The 17,084-nt window shown below is 71.9% G+C and carries 15 protein-coding genes; 6 read left to right on the plus strand and 9 right to left on the minus strand.

The genetic code is table 11. The features are described 5' to 3' along the window. Positions 1-9: 9 nt before the first annotated feature. Entirely contained in the window at positions 10-462 is a 453-nt protein-coding gene (locus ACIQPR_RS16580) for a VOC family protein (RefSeq protein WP_403648193.1), read from the minus strand. A gap of 108 nt (positions 463-570) precedes the next feature. Between ACIQPR_RS16580 and ACIQPR_RS16585 the strand changes: the two genes are divergently transcribed. Further along, on the plus strand, positions 571-1,113 hold the full coding sequence (locus ACIQPR_RS16585; RefSeq protein WP_403648196.1) for a CGNR zinc finger domain-containing protein: 543 nt from the start codon (positions 571-573) through the stop codon (positions 1,111-1,113). 131 nt (positions 1,114-1,244) lie between these two features. Beyond that, positions 1,245-4,541, plus strand: coding sequence for a S8 family serine peptidase (locus ACIQPR_RS16590; RefSeq protein WP_403648199.1), 3,297 nt, complete (start codon positions 1,245-1,247; stop codon positions 4,539-4,541). Between the two features lie 85 nt (positions 4,542-4,626). Here the strand turns inward: ACIQPR_RS16590 and ACIQPR_RS16595 are convergent, their stop codons facing one another. Together ACIQPR_RS16595 and ACIQPR_RS16600 are read right to left on the minus strand one after the other, a co-directional pair. After that, the gene (locus tag ACIQPR_RS16595; protein ID WP_403648202.1) at positions 4,627-5,373 is read right to left on the minus strand and encodes a hypothetical protein; all 747 of its coding nucleotides are present in this window, start codon (positions 5,371-5,373) and stop codon (positions 4,627-4,629) included. Position 5,374: 1 nt separating this feature from the next. After that, positions 5,375-5,896 (minus strand): sigma-70 family RNA polymerase sigma factor, encoded by a 522-nt coding sequence (locus tag ACIQPR_RS16600; RefSeq protein WP_403648205.1) that lies wholly within the window; start codon positions 5,894-5,896, stop codon positions 5,375-5,377. Positions 5,897-6,084: 188 nt separating this feature from the next. On the opposite strand from ACIQPR_RS16600, the gene ACIQPR_RS16605 reads away from it, so the two are divergent. Further along, on the plus strand, positions 6,085-7,101 hold the full coding sequence (locus ACIQPR_RS16605) for an aspartate-semialdehyde dehydrogenase (RefSeq protein WP_403648208.1): 1,017 nt from the start codon (positions 6,085-6,087) through the stop codon (positions 7,099-7,101). 33 nt (positions 7,102-7,134) lie between these two features. Here ACIQPR_RS16605 and ACIQPR_RS16610 read toward each other — a convergent pair whose 3' ends face one another. Next, a complete protein-coding gene (locus ACIQPR_RS16610; protein WP_403648211.1) occupies positions 7,135-7,608 on the minus strand; it encodes a DUF1203 domain-containing protein in 474 nt (157 codons plus the stop codon). Positions 7,609-7,720: 112 nt separating this feature from the next. Here ACIQPR_RS16610 and pepN point away from each other — a divergent pair, with 112 nt between their 5' ends. Next, the gene (gene pepN / locus ACIQPR_RS16615) at positions 7,721-10,294 is read left to right on the plus strand and encodes an aminopeptidase N (RefSeq protein WP_403648214.1); all 2,574 of its coding nucleotides are present in this window, start codon (positions 7,721-7,723) and stop codon (positions 10,292-10,294) included. Positions 10,295-10,312: 18 nt separating this feature from the next. Here the strand turns inward: pepN and ACIQPR_RS16620 are convergent, their stop codons facing one another. Continuing rightward, a complete protein-coding gene (locus tag ACIQPR_RS16620; protein ID WP_403648216.1) occupies positions 10,313-11,254 on the minus strand; it encodes an EamA family transporter in 942 nt (313 codons plus the stop codon). Between the two features lie 120 nt (positions 11,255-11,374). Here ACIQPR_RS16620 and ACIQPR_RS16625 point away from each other — a divergent pair, with 120 nt between their 5' ends. Then, a complete protein-coding gene (locus tag ACIQPR_RS16625) occupies positions 11,375-11,869 on the plus strand; it encodes a MarR family winged helix-turn-helix transcriptional regulator (RefSeq protein WP_403648218.1) in 495 nt (164 codons plus the stop codon). 55 nt (positions 11,870-11,924) lie between these two features. Here ACIQPR_RS16625 and ACIQPR_RS16630 read toward each other — a convergent pair whose 3' ends face one another. Further along, positions 11,925-13,400 (minus strand): FAD-dependent monooxygenase, encoded by a 1,476-nt coding sequence (locus ACIQPR_RS16630; protein WP_403648220.1) that lies wholly within the window; start codon positions 13,398-13,400, stop codon positions 11,925-11,927. 141 nt (positions 13,401-13,541) lie between these two features. Here ACIQPR_RS16630 and ACIQPR_RS16635 point away from each other — a divergent pair, with 141 nt between their 5' ends. Continuing rightward, positions 13,542-14,135: a TetR family transcriptional regulator gene (locus ACIQPR_RS16635; RefSeq protein WP_403648222.1), complete on the plus strand. Its 594-nt coding sequence runs from the start codon at positions 13,542-13,544 to the stop codon at positions 14,133-14,135. Between the two features lie 67 nt (positions 14,136-14,202). On the opposite strand, the gene ACIQPR_RS16640 is transcribed toward ACIQPR_RS16635, so the two are convergent. The 3 genes from ACIQPR_RS16640 to ACIQPR_RS16650 all read right to left on the minus strand — a co-directional run bounded on the left by ACIQPR_RS16640 (position 14,203) and on the right by ACIQPR_RS16650 (position 17,047). Continuing rightward, positions 14,203-14,466 (minus strand): hypothetical protein, encoded by a 264-nt coding sequence (locus ACIQPR_RS16640; protein WP_403648225.1) that lies wholly within the window; start codon positions 14,464-14,466, stop codon positions 14,203-14,205. Positions 14,467-14,533: 67 nt separating this feature from the next. Further along, positions 14,534-16,768 carry a 4-alpha-glucanotransferase gene (malQ, locus tag ACIQPR_RS16645; protein WP_403648228.1) on the minus strand — a complete coding sequence of 745 codons (2,235 nt, stop codon included), beginning with the start codon at positions 16,766-16,768 and terminating at the stop codon, positions 14,534-14,536. Continuing rightward, entirely contained in the window at positions 16,769-17,047 is a 279-nt protein-coding gene (locus ACIQPR_RS16650) for a hypothetical protein (RefSeq protein ID WP_403648231.1), read from the minus strand. Between the last annotated feature and the right edge of the window lie 37 nt (positions 17,048-17,084).

Consider the following 17,084-nt stretch of genomic DNA (forward strand, 5'->3'; position numbering starts at 1 on the left):
CGGCCATGGCTAGAAGAATCCGCAGGTCGGGGCTTCGGTGTGCGGGGCCGGGGCGTGCTCGGCGCCGCTCGGTACGGAGATCTCCAGGCGGGTGCCGTCCGGGTCGTGGAAGAAGATGCCGCCGGAGGCCGCGCCCTCGCGGTGGGCGACCACGCCCTCGTACGCGAACTCGGCGCCGTAGGCCTTGAGTGCCGTCTCGTAGCGCTCGACCTGCTCGATCGAGTCGGCCGCGAACGCGAGGTGGTGGAGGCCCGCGCGGTCGCCGCCGTACGGCCCGCGCGCCTGCTGCCAGAGGGTGAGGACGGGGTGGTCGCCGCCGTCGCCGAGGAACGCGTACCGGCGGCCGTCGTCGTCCGCCTTGCCCTCGGCGAGCACCGCGAAGCCGAGGACGTCCCGGTAGAAGGCGAGCGAGCGGTCGAGGTCGGTGACGTTCAGGCCGATGTGGCCGGCGTGCAGGGTCATGGAAAAGCCCTCCTCATTTCTAACCGTTGTCGATGACGTTAGTGGTTAGAATCGAGAGGGTCAACCGGTCACGTACTCTTGACCGGTTAGATCAGAAGGGACACCTCCGTGACCACGACCCCCGACCCCCGCCCGCTCCTCGGCGAACCGCTCGCGCTCGATCTGCTCAACACGCGGTGGATGAAGGACGGAGTCGTGCAGGATCTGCTCTCCGGCTCCCGCGGGCTCGCGGTGTGGCTCGGCTCGGCCGGGCTCGGCGAGCGGTTCGAGGCGAGCCCGATCACCCTGGCGCACACGAAGATCGCCCGCGACGCGCTGCACGCCGTGGTGGACGGTTCGCTCGCACAGGGCGCGGCGGACCTCGACCTCGTCCTCGACCAGGGCCGGATCCGGGCCACACTCACCGCCGAGGGCCCCGGCGAGATCGCCGAGTTCGACGACCCCCGGTGGGGCCCCGGCTGGCTCGCCGCCCGCAACTACCTGGAGCTGCTCGCCGCCGCCCCCGACCGCATCCGCCGCTGCGCCCACGAGGCGTGCGTCCTGCACTTCTACGACACCTCGCGCAACGGCACCCGCCGCTGGTGCTCGATGGCGGCCTGCGGCAACCGCGCGAAGGCGTCCCGCCACTACACGCGCGCCAAGGAGTCCTGAACCCCGGGTCGGACAGGGGGTTTTCCCCATACATCCATCTGGATTCGGTCAACACTTCCCAAACAACCGTCCCTTGGGTAAAGCTGTGCGCTCGTCCGGCACTGAATTTTCTTCACCTACAAGGGATGCCGATGACCCTCACCCCCAAGAGACGCGTGGCCCGAATATCCGTGGCCGCCGGTCTCGTCGCCGCGCTCTCCGCGGCCGGGCCGATACCCCTGGCCTTCTCCGCCGACGCCCCGTCCACCACCACCGTGCCCACCGACGGCACCGTCAAGTCCGCCGCCGCGAAGCTCGGTTCGGACGACGCCGATCTGCTCGCCGCCGCCAAGGCCGACGGCGACAAGAACGTCACGATGATGATCGCGACCGCACCGGGCCGGACCGAGCAGGTCGCCGACCAGCTGGACGCGGTCAAGGGCGGCTCGGTGGGCCTGACGTACGACAAGCTCGGCTACGTCCGCGCCACCGTCCCCACCAGCAGGGCGGACGCGGCCATCTCCGCCGCCGCGAAGCTGTCCTCCGTGCAGGCGATCGACCTGCGCCAGGAGATCGCGCTCGACGACCCGACCCCGAGCGCCGACACCGCGAAGGGCGCCGCCAAGGCGACGAAGACCGTCACCTATCCCGCGCCGGGCAGGTCGACCCCCGCCGAGAACCCGTACAACCCGTCCTTCGAGACGGGCGCCGTCGATTTCGTGAAGAAGAACCCGAAGGCGGACGGCCGGGGCATCACCATCGGCATCCTCGACTCCGGCGTCGACCTCGGCCACCCGGCGTTGCAGAAGACCACCACCGGCGAGCGCAAGATCGTCGACTGGGTCACCGCGACCGACCCGATCACCGACGGCGACCAGACCTGGCGCCCGATGGTGACGGCCGTGTCCGGTCCGACCTTCACCTACGGCGGCTCGACCTGGACGGCGCCCGCGGGGTCGTACGAGATCAGCACGTTCAAGGAGTCGTACACCACCGGCGGTGACGCGGCGGGCGACGCGAACCGGGACGGTGACACCACCGACTCGTGGGGCGTGCTCTACGACCCGGCGGCCGGCACGGTGACGGTCGACCTGAACAACAACCACGACTTCGGCGACGACACCCCGATGAAGCCGTACAAGGACGGCTACCAGATCGGCTACTTCGGCACCGACAACCCGGCGACAGACGTCGTCGAGCGGCAGCCGTTCGTCGTGCAGATCCGCAAGGACGTCCCCATGGACCCCTACGGCGGGTCCTGGGTCGGCAAGACCGCCGACTTCGTCAACATCGGTGTCATCGAGTCCGAGCACGGCACGCACGTCGCCGGTATCACCGCGGCCAACGGGCTGTTCGGCGGGAAGATGAACGGCGCGGCCCCGGGCGCGAAGATCGTCTCCTCGCGCGCCTGCACCTGGACCGGCGGCTGCACCAACGTGGCGCTGATGGAAGGCATGATCGACCTCGTCGCCAACCACGGCGTCGACATCGTGAACATGTCGATCGGCGGCCTCCCGGCCCTCAACGACGGCAACAACGCGCGCGCCGCGCTGTACACGCGGCTCATCGACACCTACGGCGTGCAGCTGGTGATCTCGGCCGGCAACTCCGGTCCGGGCGCCAACACCATCGGCGACCCCGGTCTCGCCGACAAGGTGATCTCGGTCGGCGCGGCCATCTCCAAGGAGACCTGGGCCGCCAACTACGGCTCCCAGGTGGAGAAGAAGTACCAGCTGCTGCCGTTCTCCTCGCGCGGCCCGCGTGAGGACGGCGGGTTCACGCCGACGCTCGTCGCGCCCGGCGCCGCGATCAACACCACCCAGACCTGGCTGCCGGGCTCCCCGGTCGCCGAGGCGGGCTACCAGCTGCCGGCCGGCTACTCGATGCTCCAGGGCACCTCGATGGCCTCCCCGCAGGCCGCCGGCGCCTCGGCGCTGCTGCTGAGCGCCGCCAAGCAGCGGCACATCGCCCTCACCCCGGCCACCCTGCGCACCGCGCTGACCTCGACGGCCCATCACATCAAGGGTGTTCAGGCCTACGAGGAGGGCGCGGGCCGCATCGACATCGTGGACGCGTGGCAGTCGATCAGGGCAGGCGCCACCGCCCACGAGTACACGGTGAAGGCCCCCGTCGACACCGCGATCGACTACGCGCTGAAGACCCCGGGCTTCGGCACCGGCCTGTACGACCGCGAGGGCGGGCTGAAGGCCGGCGCGAAGAAGACGTACGACGTCGTCATCACCCGAACCACCGGTTCCAGCAAGGCGGTTCGGCACGATCTGAGCATCGCGAACAACGCCGACGGCACCTTCCGGATCGTCGGCTCCGACGAGGTCAAGCTCCCGCTGAACCAGCCGGTGACCGTCAAGGTGCAGGCGGCGCCCAGGAGTTCGGGCATCAAGAGCGCGATCCTGGAGGTCGACGACCCGAGGACCGAGGGTGTCGACCAGCAGATCCTGACGACGGTCGTGGTCTCCACTCCCGTCGACTACACGTTCTCCAGGTCGAGTTCGGTACAGCGCAACAGCACGCAGTCGTACTTCGTGACCGTCCCGGCGGGCGCCAAGGCCCTTGAGGTCGCGATCAGCGGGCTGAAGGACAAGAGCCAGACCCGGTTCATCGCCATCCACCCCTACGGCGTTCCGGTCGACAACACCGGCACCCCGTACTGCTACAACAACTACCTCGACGGCAACGGCTGCAAGCCCGACGCGCGTTCGTACTCCGACCCGCAGGCCGGTGTCTGGGAGATCGAGGTCGAGGCGCGCCGCACCTCGCCCCTGCTCGACAACCCGTACAAGCTGGACGCCACCGTGCTCGGCGCGGCCTTCACCCCGGAGACCGTGACCGTGCCCGAGGCCAAGGTCGGCGTACCGGCCACCGCCTCGTGGAAGGTGACGAACAACTACGCGGCCCTGAACGGCACGTTGAAGGGCGGCCCGCTCGGCTCCTCGCTGACCGCGCGGCCCACCATCACCGAGGGCGTCACCCAGGCCACCACGGTCGACGTGCCCGCCGGCGCCACCTCCCTGGACGTGTCCATCGGCAACGTCTCGGACACGGCGGCGGACCTGGACCTGACGGTGAAGAACGCCGCCGGTACGGTCGTCGGCCAGTCCGCCGACGGCGACTCGGAGGAGGCGGTCTCGATCGCCAACCCGGCCGCCGGGACGTACACCGTCGAGGTCGCGGGCTACTCGGTGCCCTCCGGCTCGACCGCGTACGACTACCTGGACGTCTTCTACTCGGCCGCGCTCGGCACGGTCACCGTCGACGACTCGACGCCGGTCAAGCTGGCGACGGGCGCCTCGGCGACCTTCTCCGGCAGCGTCACCGCCCTGGCGGCGGCTCCGGCGGGCCGCGAGTTCTTCGGCCGGGTCCAGCTGGTCAACGCCCGCGGCACGGTCGCGGGCCTGGGCAGCGTGAAGATCGAGAAGGTCACGTCGTAGCACGGCGCAGTGCGTCGTAGTGCGTCGTAGCAAGGTGTACGGCAGGTGGGGCGGGCGTCCGTGCGGGCGCCCGCCCCGCTCGCCGTCAGCCGGCCGGGCAGGTGGCTCTGCCGGCGTCGGCCAGTGCCCCGACGATCGCGTCCCGGGCCTCGGCGACGGCGTCGTCGCCGACCACCCACAGGGTCGCCGTGTGCGCGCCCTTCGGGACGCCGACCAGCACATGCTGCCCCTGGCGCGGCGCCGGAACCGCCCCGGCGGGCAGGACCACGGTGACTTCGGCCGGGCCGTGCGCGGGCCGGTAGGAGCGGGTGACGGCGAGCGTGATCCGTTTCCGCGGATCGGAACTCGGCGCCACGGCCGTCACGGTCCCCTCGACGAGGAGGCGGGAGCAGGCCACGTACCGGGCCGGGTCGGACAGCGGACCGGGCGTCTTCGAGCCCGCGCCGTCCGCCGCCTTGGAGTCGGCGCTGCTGCTCGACGCCGAGTTCACGCCTCCGTTGTGCGCGACCAGCCAGGACAGCCCGGTGATCAGCCCCGCCACCACCGCCAGCGCGAGCGTGCCGTAGGCGAGGGCGCGCAGGGCGGGACGGCGGCGGCGGGCGGGCCGCGGGGCGCGGGCGGGCCGGGGTTCCGGGCGCGGTGGCGGTGCGGACAGTGCCTCGCCGATGATCCCCAACTGCTCGCGCAGCAGCGCCACATCGGCCGCGGCGGCCCGGTGCTCGGCCAGGTAGGCGGGGTCCGCGCGGGCCGCCTCCGGCACCGGCTCGCCCGTGATCGCGGCCATCAGCGCGTCCACGCCGTCGTACTCCGCTTCCTCGTCGCGCGTGGCCACGTCACACCACCTCGTCCTCGTGCAGCCGGTCGCGCAGCGCGCGGACCGCCGTGTGCAGCCTGCTCTTGACCGTGCCCTCCGGGATGCCCAGCTCGTCCGCTATGGAACGCACCGGCAGGTCGGCGAAGAAGCGGAGGACGAGGACCTGGCGCTGCTGGTCGGGCAGCTCGTCCAGGCCCTGGGCCACCGCCATCGACAGGACGCTCGTGTCCTCCCCGGAAGGGTGTTCCAGCTGGCGCAGGGAGGCCAGCCGCTCCCCCACCCGCTCCTGGCGGCGCTTGGCCCGGTGCCAGTCCATGGCGAAGTTCGAGGCGACGACCGCCGCCCACGCCGAGACGTCGCGCGGTGCCTCGTCGCCCTTCGCCGCCCGCTCCAGCAACCGCAGCCGTACCTGCTGGACACCGTCCGGCAGATCGGCCTGCGGCACCCCGCCGAGCGCGAGCACCGCCCGCACCCGCCGTTCCTGGGCCGCGTCCAGAGGGTCGTCGCCCTCCCGGACCCGGCGGGCCGTTCTGCGCAGCACAAGCCACCCCCTTCCCGCGTTTCCTCTACGACGCCGCAGCGCACGGAAACGTTCGGAGGCGTGGGTCACATCCGCAAGGGCCGTGTCCCATTCCTCGGGCATGCGGGGCAAAGAATTGGACAGGTGGACCGGGGTCGGCCGCATGATGGAAACGCCGCAGACGTACAGGAACAGGTGAAGGAGTCGCTGTGAGGGTCGGAATCGTCGGAGCCACCGGTCAGGTCGGCACGGTCATGCGCAGGATCCTCGTCGAGCGGAACTTCCCGACGACGGAGCTGCGCCTGTTCGCCTCCGCCCGTTCGGCGGGGACGGTCCTCGACGGTGTGACGGTGGAGGACGCGGCCACCGCCGACTACTCCGGGCTGGACATCGTGCTGTTCTCGGCGGGCGGCGCGACCTCGAAGGCACTGGCCGAAAAGGTCGCCTCGCAGGGCGCGGTCGTCATCGACAACTCCTCCGCCTGGCGCAAGGACCCGCAGGTCCCGCTGGTGGTCTCGGAGGTCAACCCGCACGCGATCGTGGACCGCCCCAAGGGCATCATCGCCAACCCGAACTGCACGACGATGGCCGCGATGCCGGTCCTGAAGCCGCTGCACGCGGAGGCGGGTCTCGAAGCGCTGGTCGTCGCCACCTACCAGGCGGTGTCCGGTTCCGGTGTGGCCGGTGTGGCCGAGCTGCACGGGCAGGCGCTGAAGGTCGTCGCCGACGCGGACAAGCTCACCCACGACGGTGCGGCGGTCGACTTCCCCGAGCCGCAGGTCTACAAGCGGCCCATCGCGTTCAACGTGCTGCCGCTCGCGGGCTCGATCGTCGACGACGGCCTGAACGAGACCGACGAGGAGCAGAAGCTCCGCAACGAGTCCCGCAAGATCCTGGAGATCCCGGAGCTGAAGGTCTCCGGCACCTGTGTCCGGGTCCCGGTCTTCTCCGGCCACTCCCTCCAGGTCAACGCCCGTTTCGCGCGCCCCGTCCCGGTCGAGCGCGCCGCGGAACTCCTCGCCGGCGCCCCGGGCGTGGTCCTCTCCGACATCCCGACCCCGCTCCAGGCGGCCGGCCAGGACGCGTCCTACGTCGGCCGGATCCGCGCGGACGAGACGGTCGAGAACGGCCTCGCCCTGTTCATCTCCAACGACAACCTCCGCAAGGGCGCCGCGCTGAACGCGGTGCAGATCGCGGAGCTGGTGGCGGCGGAACTGAAGGCCTGACCCGGAGGGCCGACCCGAAGAGCCGGATCGGGGTCAGCACCGCCGCGCCTCGTAGAGGAAGCAGCCGTACTCGACGGCCCGGACGTGGACCAGTGCCACGGACGGGTCGTCGAAGGCGTTCCGGAAGGCCTCGTCGTCGACGGCGTCGACCAGTTCGCCGCCGAGGATGCGGCCCTCGGCCGAGTAGCGGCGCAGTACCCGGTGCGCCCCCGCGAACGGGTACCCGGAATCCGCCGCCGGCCCCCCGCACTCCTCCGCGTGGACGAACACCGGCCCCACCTCCTCGTACGCCCCCGGATCGGCCCCCGTCTCCGCCGCCCAGCGGCGCAGCGGGGCGTAGGCGACGAGGGCGATCCGCTCGCCCGGCCGGGCGCGGCGCAGACAGCAGCGGAGCGGAGCGCCGCCCTCCTCGTCGGTGCCGGGAACCATTCGGCGCCCCGCATCGTCAGCAGAGCGCAGTTCCTTCAGAACCACGGGGTCGATGGGTCGTGCCGTGTACGTCGTCATGACTCCAGGCTCGCGCTCGTCCGCCCCGCTGACCGGCGGGATACGGACATCGCGTTCCGGTCAGGTCCCGTGGAAGGATGGCGTAACCCACACATAACGAGGAGATGACCGCGTGCCTGGCACAAACCTGACTCGCGAAGAGGCGCGGCAGCGGGCGACGCTGCTCACCGTTGACTCGTACGAGATCGATCTCGACCTCTCCGGCGCGCAGGAGGGCGGGACCTACAGGTCCGCGACGACGGTGCGCTTCGATGTGACGGAGGGCGGCACCGAGTCCTTCATCGACCTGGTCGCCCCGGCCGTCCACGAGGTGACGCTGAACGGCGACCCCCTCGACCCCGACGAGGTCTTCAAGGACTCGCGGATCGCGCTGCCCGGGCTGCTGGCGGGGCCGAACATCCTGCGCGTCGTCGCGGACTGCGCGTACACCAACACCGGTGAGGGGCTGCACCGGTTCGTCGACCCGGTCGACCAACAGGCCTATCTGTACACCCAGTTCGAGGTCCCGGACGCGCGCCGCGTGTTCGCCAGCTTCGAGCAGCCCGACCTCAAGGCCACCTTCCAGTTCACCGTGAAGGCGCCGACGGGCTGGACCGTCATCTCCAACTCCCCGACGCCCGAACCCCGGGACGACACCTGGGTGTTCGAGCCGACGCCCCGCATCTCGACGTACATCACCGCGCTGATCGTCGGGCCGTACCACTCGGTGCACAGCGTGTACGAGAAGGACGGGCAGTCCGTGCCGCTGGGCATCTACTGCCGGCCCTCGCTCGCCGAGTACCTCGACTCGGACGCGATCTTCGAGGTGACACGGCAGGGCTTCGACTGGTTCCAGGAGAAGTTCGCCTACGCGTACCCGTTCAAGAAGTACGACCAGCTGTTCGTCCCGGAGTTCAACGCGGGCGCGATGGAGAACGCCGGTGCCGTCACCATCCGGGACCAGTACGTCTTCCGTTCCAAGGTGACCGACGCCGCCTACGAGGTGCGCGCGGAGACCATCCTGCACGAGCTGGCCCACATGTGGTTCGGCGACCTCGTGACCATGGAGTGGTGGAACGACCTGTGGCTGAACGAGTCGTTCGCCACCTACACGTCCATCGCCTGCCAGGCGTACGCGCCGGACTCGCGCTGGCCGCACTCGTGGACGACGTTCGCCAACTCGATGAAGACCTGGGCCTACCGGCAGGACCAACTGCCGTCCACGCACCCGATCATGGCCGAGATCCGCGACCTGGACGACGTGCTGGTCAACTTCGACGGCATCACGTACGCCAAGGGCGCGAGCGTCCTGAAGCAGCTCGTCGCGTACGTCGGCATGGACGAGTTCTTCGCGGGCGTGCAGGCGTACTTCAAGCGGCACGCGTTCGGCAACACCCGGCTGTCCGACCTGCTCGGCGCGCTGGAGGAGACCTCCGGGCGCGATCTGAGCGCCTGGTCGCAGGCGTGGCTCCAGACGGCCGGCATCAACATCCTGCGCCCGGAGATCGAGACGGACGCGGACGGCGTCATCACCGCCTTCGCGATCCGCCAGGAGGCCCCGGCGCTGCCCACGGGCGCCAAGGGAGAGCCGACGCTCCGCCCGCACCGCATCGCGGTCGGCCTGTACGAACTCGACGAGGACACCGGCAAGTTGGTGCGCGACGAGCGCGTCGAGCTGGACGTGGACGGCGAGTTGACGGCCGTACCGCAGCTGGTCGGCAAGCGCAGGCCGGCCGTCGTGCTGCTCAACGACGACGACCTGTCGTACGCGAAGGTCCGCCTGGACGAGGAGTCCCTCGCGTTCGTCACCGAGCACCTGGGCGACTTCGAGTCCTCGCTGCCGCGCGCCCTGTGCTGGGCCTCGGCCTGGGACATGACGCGGGACGCCGAACTGGCCACCCGCGACTACCTCTCCCTCGTCCTGTCGGGCATCGGCAAGGAGTCCGACATCGGTGTCGTGCAGTCGCTGCAACGGCAGGTGAAGCTGGCGATCGAGCTGTACGCCGACCCGGCCGCCCGCGAGGCGCTGCTCACCCGCTGGACGGACGCCACGCTGGCCCATCTGCGGGCCGCCGAGGCGGGCGGCGACCACCAGCTGGCGTGGGCGCGGGCGTTCGCGTCCACGGCCCGTACGCCGGAGCAACTCGACCTGCTGGAAGCCCTGTTGGAAGGCACGCAGACCATCGAGGGCCTGGCGGTCGACACCGAGCTGCGCTGGGCGTTCGTCGAACGCCTGGCGTCCGTGGGCCGGTTCGACGAGACGGAGATCGCCGGCGAGTACGAGCGGGACAAGACGGCCGCCGGTGAGCGGCACGCGGCGACCGCCCGTGCCGCGCGCCCGACCGACGAGGCGAAGGCGGAGGCCTGGGCGCAGGTCGTCGAGTCCGACAAGCTGCCCAACGCCCTTCAGGAAGCCGTGATTTCGGGCTTCGTCCAGACCGACCAGCGGGAACTCCTGGCGCCGTACACGGAGAAGTACTTCGCGGCGGTCAAGGAGATCTGGGACGCCCGCTCGCACGAGATCGCCCAGCAGATCGCGGTCGGCCTCTACCCCTCGATCCAGGTCTCGCAGGACACCCTGGACCGCACGGACGCCTGGCTGACGGCCGCCGAGCCCAACGCGGCCCTGCGCCGCCTGGTCTCGGAGTCCCGCTCCGGAGTGGAACGCGCCCTGAAGGCCCAGGCCGCGGACGCGGCTGCTTCGTAGGCGATTCCGCTACGACCACTAGGGGCGCCCGGCGGATAGCCGGGCGCCCTTCGGCGTCAGCGAGCCGTCAGCGTGCCGTACGGGCCGGGCGCCCCGGCCGGGGGGACGCGCCCCGATCTGCCCGGCCACCGTCGCGCCGAACGCCAGCGCCATCCCCGCCACCTGCAAGGGCGTGAGCGCCTGCCCGAGCGCCGCCCAGCCGACGACGGCCGCGGTCAGCGGGGACAGCGGGCCGAGCAGGGTGACCTGGGTGGCGGAGAGCCGGCCGATGCCCCGGAACCACAGCCAGTACGCGACGGCCGTGTTCGCCAGCGCGAGGTACAGATAGCCGCCGACCGCCCGTCCGTCGAGCGCGGGCGGCGCGCCCTCCACGAGGAAGGCGACGGGGGCCATGAGCAGTCCGCCGGCGGTGAGCTGCCAGCCGGTGAGGGCGAGCGGGCCGACGCCGTCGGGGCGGCCCCACCGCTTGGTCAGTACGGTGCCGGTGGACATGGAGGCCGTGGACGCGAGGGCCGCGAACACCCCGACCGAGTCGAGCGCGCCGGCCGCCTTCAGTACGACGAGACTGACGCCGAAGGCCGCGACGGCGGCGGTGAGCACGCTCCGGGCCGTGGGCCGCTGCCCCAGCAGGACCGCCGAGAGGCCCACGACGAACAGCGGTCCGATCGAGCCGACGACCGAGGCCATGCCGCCCGGGAGCCGGTACGCGGACAGGAACAGCAACGGGAAGAAGGCGCCGATGTTGAGCGCGCCGAGCACGGTCGCCTTCCACCACCAGGCACCGCGCGGCAGCACCCGGGTCAGCGCGAGAAGCACCAGCCCGGCGGGCAGGGCGCGCATGAGGCCGGTGAACAGGGGGCGGTCGGGCGGGAGGAACTGGGTGGTGACGGCGTAGGTGGTGCCCCAGGAGATCGGGGCGAGGGCGGTGAGAGCGGCTGTCAGGACCGGGCGGCTGGCCATGGGGGACACGTCTTTTCAGCATGGACCGAAGTAGCTTGACGCTGACTAGCTTACCGCTAAGCAACTTAACGTCAAGCCGCTTTCTTGCGACCGACCTGCCGACCGGCGGATACTCGCCCCATGAGCGACAAGGACCCCGTCGACGCGATCGTCGAACAGTGGGCGACGGTGCGGCCCGACCTCGACACCGCGGCGATGGAGGTCTTCGGGCGGATCTTCCGGCTCTCCCGCGCCATGGGCGACACCATGGAGAAGGCCTACGCGTCCTACGGCATCTCACGCGGCGAGTTCGACGTCCTCGCGACCCTCCGCCGCGCCGACGAGCCGTACACCCTCTCCCCGCGCCAGCTCTCCGCGACGCTGATGCTCACCACCGGCGGCATGACCGGCCGCCTCGACAAACTGGAACGGGCCGGCCTCCTGCGCCGCTCCCCCGACCCGCACGACCGGCGGGGCCTCCAAGTGACGCTGACGGAGAAGGGGTTGACGCTGATCGACGAGGCGGTCGGCGCGGGGCTGGCCACCCAGACGGCGGCCCTGTCCGGCCTCGACGCGCAACAGGCCGGCCAACTGGCCGACCTGTTGCGGAGGTTGCTGTCCACGACCGAGCGATAACCGCTCCCGGAAGGCCCGTTCAAAGACCCGTCCGAGGGCCGGTTCGGAGGCTGGTTCAAAGACCCGCCCGGCCGAGGTGCTCGCGCAGCGCCCCCTCGACCGCGCCCGGCTCGGCGTCGTCGGCCGCCCAGGCCACGTATCCGTCGGGCCGCACCAGCAGCGCGGTACGACGGCCGCTCGCCCAGTGCTCCAGAGCCAGGCGGTCGTCGCGGGTGCCCTCCGGGTCGTAGGACCGCGGGGTGATCAGTACGAACCGGCCGCCGCGCAGGGCCTCGTAGAGGCGGGTGCCGTCGGCGAGGGGGACGTCCGGGGCGCGGGTGCCGGTGAGGCGGTGGGCGCCCCGGGGGGACGGGTAGGCGTAGCCGATGCCGGTGATCTGGCCCAGGGCCTTGCGGCGGGCCGGGGGGACGTGGTCGAGGACCGTCGTGACGGCCGTGCGCAGGGCGAGGGTCCAGGGGCGCTTGGCCATCGCCAGGCGGACGATGCCGCCGCTGCTGCGCAGGACCGCCTCGCCCACAGGGTGCCGCTCGGACTGGTAGGTGTCGAGGAGGGTCCCGGGCGCGTGGCCGCCGAGCACCGCGGCCAGCTTCCAGCCGAGGTTGGCCGCGTCCTGGAGGCCGGTGTTCATGCCCTGGCCGCCGGCCGGGGTGTGCACGTGCGCGGCGTCGCCGGCCAGGAAGACGCGGCCCACCCGGTAGGCGGGGGCCTGGCGTTCGTCGCTGTGGAAGCGGGACATCCAGCGGGCGTCGCGCATCCCGAAGTCCGTGCCGAGGGCGAGCCTGGTGATCTCCCTGACCTCGTCGAGGTCGAGGGGCTCGTCGTCGGCCACGTCCCGGGCGCGGTTCCAGCCGATGACGCGGTAGTAGCCGTCGCCGAAGGGCGCGATGAAGGCGAAGGCGTCGCCGACCGTGGCCACGGTGAGCAGGGTGCCGGGCTCCTCGTCGAGCAGCACGTCGGCGAGCACGACGGAACGGATCACCGACCGGCCGGGGAAGGGCAGCCCGATCGCGTCCCGTACGGCACTGCGCATCCCGTCGGCGCCGACGACGTACGCGGCGCGCAGCGACTCCGGCGCTCCGCCGGGCCCGCGGACCTCGACGGTCACGCCGTCCGCGTCCTGCGTCAGCCCGGTCAGCTCGGTCTCGTACCGGAAGTCCACGCCCGCCTCGACCGCGCGCCGCAGCAGCGCCTTCTCGACCTCGTACTGCGGGAGGACGAGGAGGTGGTTGAAGCGGGAGGGGAGGGGCGTGAGGTCGATGGTCAGCCGGCCGAACAGGCGCAGCCGGTCCAGGGGTTGACCCACGGCTTCGAGTTCGTCGGCGAGGTCGCGGGCGTCCAGCTGCTCCAGGGTGCGGGCGTGCAGGACGAAGGCGCGGGAGAGGTTGCTGATCTTCTCGGGACGCTTCTCCAGCAGGGTGACCGGGACACCGGCGACGGCGAGGTCACCGGCCAGCAGCAGGCCGGTCGGGCCGGAGCCGACGACGATGACGGGGATGGAGGTGGGGGTGGGAGTGGGGTCGGTGGGGTTCATGGCTGCCTCCTGTTGCCTACGCCCGTTGGCCAACACTTGCGGACCAACACCTGTTTGCCAACGACTGTTTGCCAACGCTCGTTGACGAGACTAGGACCGCCTCCCTGGACTGTCAACACGTGTTGGCCTACGCTTGTTGGCATGAACGACAGCCCCAGCCCCAGCCCCAGCCGCACCCTCACCCCCCGCCGCTCCGACGCCACCCGCGCCGCCATCCTCGAAGCCGCCCGCGAGCGCTTCGCCGCCGACGGCTACGAACGCGCCACCATCCGCGCCATCGCCAAGGACGCGCGGATCGATCCGTCGATGGTGATGCGCTACTACGGCAACAAGGAGGGCCTGTTCGCGGCGGCAGTCTCCTACGACCTGCGGCTGCCGGACCTGAGTTCGGCCGCGCGGGACGAGGTGGGTCACGTCCTGGTGACGCACTTCCTCGCCATGTGGGAGGAGAACGAGGAGCTCACGGCGATGCTCCGGGTCGGCGCCACGAACCAGGGCGGGGCCGAGCGGATGCAGGCGATCTTCCGGGAGCAGTTGCTGCCGGTCGCGCGGCAGGCGTGCCCCGATCCGGAGCAGGCGCCGACCCGCGCCGGGCTGGTCGCCTCGCAGCTGCTGGGGCTCGCGCTCACCCGTTATGTGCTGCGCATCCCGCCGGCCGTGGCGCTGACCCGCGAGGAGATCACGGTCTGGCTCGGGCCGACCGTGCAGCGGTACCTGACCGCGCCGAGCCCGTGAGCGGACATGCCGAGGGCGCCCGCCTCACCGCTGTGGGTGGTGCGGGCGCCCTCCGGAAAAGGTGGGGTCAGGCCTTGGTGCCGGTGGCGGACTTGGCCTTCGGCGCACGGTCCTTGGACTTGTCCAGCACCAGGACCAGGCCCGCGATGATCGCGAACAGGGCCAGCGGGCACAGGACAAAGAGCCCCAGCGTCTCGGCGACGCTCAGGCCGGTGCCCGGGTCGTCGCCGTCGTCGCGGGTGAGCGCGAGCGCGGGGGACGTCATGAGCAGCATCATCAGCGTCGTACCGGCAACCAGGGCTCCGGCGCGCAGGGCGTTCTTCTTGTCCACACCGCAAAAGTAGCGAACGCCCGAACGGGCCGCGCGCCCGGGGGTGCCGTATGGGGCGTACGGGCCGTCACGGGCCGTTCTCCGCGGCCTCACCCGAGCCCGAGCCCGCCCCGGCACCCGCACCCGAGTCCACCCCGGCACCGCCACCGCCACCCGACTCCGCTTCCAACCCCACCCGCAGCACATCCACCAGCGCGTGCAGGCGCGGCGACGCGGCGAGTTCCTCCAGTGTCACCGGGCGGCCCTCCGCGTCGGCGACGGGGAGGCGCCAGTTCGGGTACTGGTCCCACGTGCCGGGAAGGTTCTGCGGCCGGCGGTCGCCGACCGTGTCCGGGAGCCAGACGCCGATCATGCGGGCGGGGGTGCGCAGCAGGAACCGGTGGACGGCGTGGATCTCCGCCTCCTCCTGGGACGCGGGCCGGCCGCCGCCCGTCGCGTGCTCGAAGAGGCCGAGCCGGGCCAGCAGGGCCAGCCACTCCCCCACGTCGGTGGCGGCCTCGACCCGCTCCTCCTCGACCGGGCGGGTCAACAGGCCCAGCCGGTGGCGGAGTTCGACGTGCTCGCCGGAGAGCCGGGCCGCGGTGGGCGGCAGGTCGTGGGTGGTGGCGGTGGCCAGGCAGTCGGCGCGCCACCGCTCTGGCGCGAGCGGACGGCCGTCGCCCTCCCAGTCCCGTTCGAACCACAGCACCGAGGTGCCGAGCACCCCGCGCTCCTGCAACTCCTCGCGCACACCCGGCTCCACGGTCCCCAGGTCCTCGCCGATCACCACCGATCCGGCGCGCGAGGCCTCCAGCGCCAGGATCGCGAGCATGGCCTCGGCGTCGTAGCGGACGTAGGTGCCCTCGGTGGGCGGACCGCCCTGGGGGACCCACCACAGGCGGAACAGGCCCATGACGTGGTCGATGCGCAGGGCGCCCGCGTAGCGGAAGAGCGCGCGGAGCAGCCGGCGGTAGGGGGCGTAGCCCGACTCGGCGAGGCGGTCGGGGCGCCAGGGGGGCAGACCCCAGTCCTGGCCGCGGGAGTTGAAGGCGTCGGGGGGCGCCCCGACCGACATGCCGGCCGCGAAGTGGTCCTGCTGCGCCCAGGCGTCGGCGCCGTCGGGGTGCACGCCCACGGCGAGGTCGTGGACCACTCCGAGCGGCATGCCCGCTTCGCGTGCGGCCCGCTGGGCGGCGGTGAGTTGGGTGTCGGTGAGCCAGGCGAGGCGGGAGTGGAAGTCGACGCGGTCCATCAACTCGGCGCGGGCGCGGGCGGTTTCGGGTGAGCGGGGGTCGCGCAGACCGGCGGGCCAGCGATGCCAGTCCGAGCCGTGCGCCTCGGCGAGGGCGGACCAGGTGGCGTGGTCCTCCAGGGCCTGGCCCTCGCGGGCGAGGAAGTCGGCGTAGGCGGCCCGGCGTCCGGGGCCGAGGGGGACCCGGTGGACCAGTTCCAGTGCCTCCCGCTTCAGTTCCCAGACGGCGTCCCGGTCGATCAACTCGCCCTTTTCCAGGACGGATTCACGCAGCCGTGCGGCTCGTTCGAGGAGGGTGCGCAGGACGTCGCGCTCCTCGACGTAGGCGAACTCGGGGACGTCCTCGACCCGCAGGTGGACGGGGTCGGGGAAGCGGCGGGAGGACGGGCGGTAGGGCGAGGGGTCGGTGGGGGCGCCGGGCACGGCCGCGTGCAAGGGGTTGACCTGGACGAATCCGGCGCCGAGCGCCCGTCCGGCCCAGGCGGTCAGTTCGCTCAGGTCGCCGAGGTCGCCCATGCCCCAGGAGCGCCGGGAGAGCAGGGAGTAGACCTGCACCATCAGTCCGTACGACCGTCCGGCGGGGGTCGGCAACCGGTCCGGGGCGAGGACGAGATGGGCCTCGGCGCTGCGGCCGTCCGGGGCGGTGGCGGTCAAGTGGTGGACTCCGGGCGGGAGTTGCCCGACGTCCACGCCGAACTCACCCTGCTCGGCGCCGACATGCGTCTCACTCTGCCCGGCATCGACGTGGATCTCGCCCTGTTCGGTCTCGATGCGCAGCCGGGTGCCCTCGGGCAGGGCGGCGAGCGCGGCAGGGGTGCTGCCGTGCCGGCCCACCACCGTGGGCGGCAACAGCCGTTCGGCCAGCTCCTGCCGGCGCGCGGCGAGCGCGGCGCGGACGGCCTGTGGGGTGCTCGCGTCGACGCCGAGGGCGGCCAGTACGGCGACGACGGCGCCGGGCGGGGCCGGGACCGCGTGATCCGGGGACGGGCGGTAGGCGGTGGCGACGCCGTGCAGTTCGGCGAGGAGCGAGAGTTCCTCGTCGAGGGCTTCGGCCGGCCGGGGTGCTGTCATCTAGGGCCTCGTCGAGTCCGGGTCGGCGAACACGGCGGACTCGCTGGTGAGCGGGGCCGTGTCGGCGAGCGGGGGCTCGCTGGTGAGGGGTTCGGCGTCGGTCAGCGGGGGTTCGCTGGTGAGCGGGGTCTCGGCCCAGGCGCCCTCGGAGTCGCCGTGGAAGAGGTCGGCGAAGGGGGCGATGGAGGAGTCGCCGAAGGGATCGGTGAAGGGGTCGGTGGCGTGCTCCGGGGTGCGTTTGGAGCGGGCCGGGAGCGGGAGTGACGCCGATGCGGCCACGGTGGCCTCCTTGTCGGTGCGGGCGACGGGCTGGTTA

The organism is Streptomyces sp. NPDC091280 (assembly GCF_044768565.1).
Classification (GTDB): Bacteria; Actinomycetota; Actinomycetes; order Streptomycetales; family Streptomycetaceae; genus Streptomyces.

What these genes read in the sequence shown, in the direction of transcription:
- ACIQPR_RS16580 (WP_403648193.1), bottom strand. Translation starts at nt 462, where the DNA reads ATGACCCTGCACGCCGGCCACATCGGCCTGAACGTCACCGACCTCGAC.
- ACIQPR_RS16590 (WP_403648199.1), top strand. Translation starts at nt 1,245, where the DNA reads ATGACCCTCACCCCCAAGAGACGCGTGGCCCGAATATCCGTGGCCGCC.
- ACIQPR_RS16610 (WP_403648211.1), bottom strand. Translation starts at nt 7,608, where the DNA reads ATGACGACGTACACGGCACGACCCATCGACCCCGTGGTTCTGAAGGAA.
- ACIQPR_RS16620 (WP_403648216.1), bottom strand. Translation starts at nt 11,254, where the DNA reads ATGGCCAGCCGCCCGGTCCTGACAGCCGCTCTCACCGCCCTCGCCCCG.
- ACIQPR_RS16625 (WP_403648218.1), top strand. Translation starts at nt 11,375, where the DNA reads ATGAGCGACAAGGACCCCGTCGACGCGATCGTCGAACAGTGGGCGACG.
- ACIQPR_RS16630 (WP_403648220.1), bottom strand. Translation starts at nt 13,400, where the DNA reads ATGAACCCCACCGACCCCACTCCCACCCCCACCTCCATCCCCGTCATC.
- ACIQPR_RS16635 (WP_403648222.1), top strand. Translation starts at nt 13,542, where the DNA reads ATGAACGACAGCCCCAGCCCCAGCCCCAGCCGCACCCTCACCCCCCGC.
- malQ (WP_403648228.1), bottom strand. Translation starts at nt 16,768, where the DNA reads ATGACAGCACCCCGGCCGGCCGAAGCCCTCGACGAGGAACTCTCGCTC.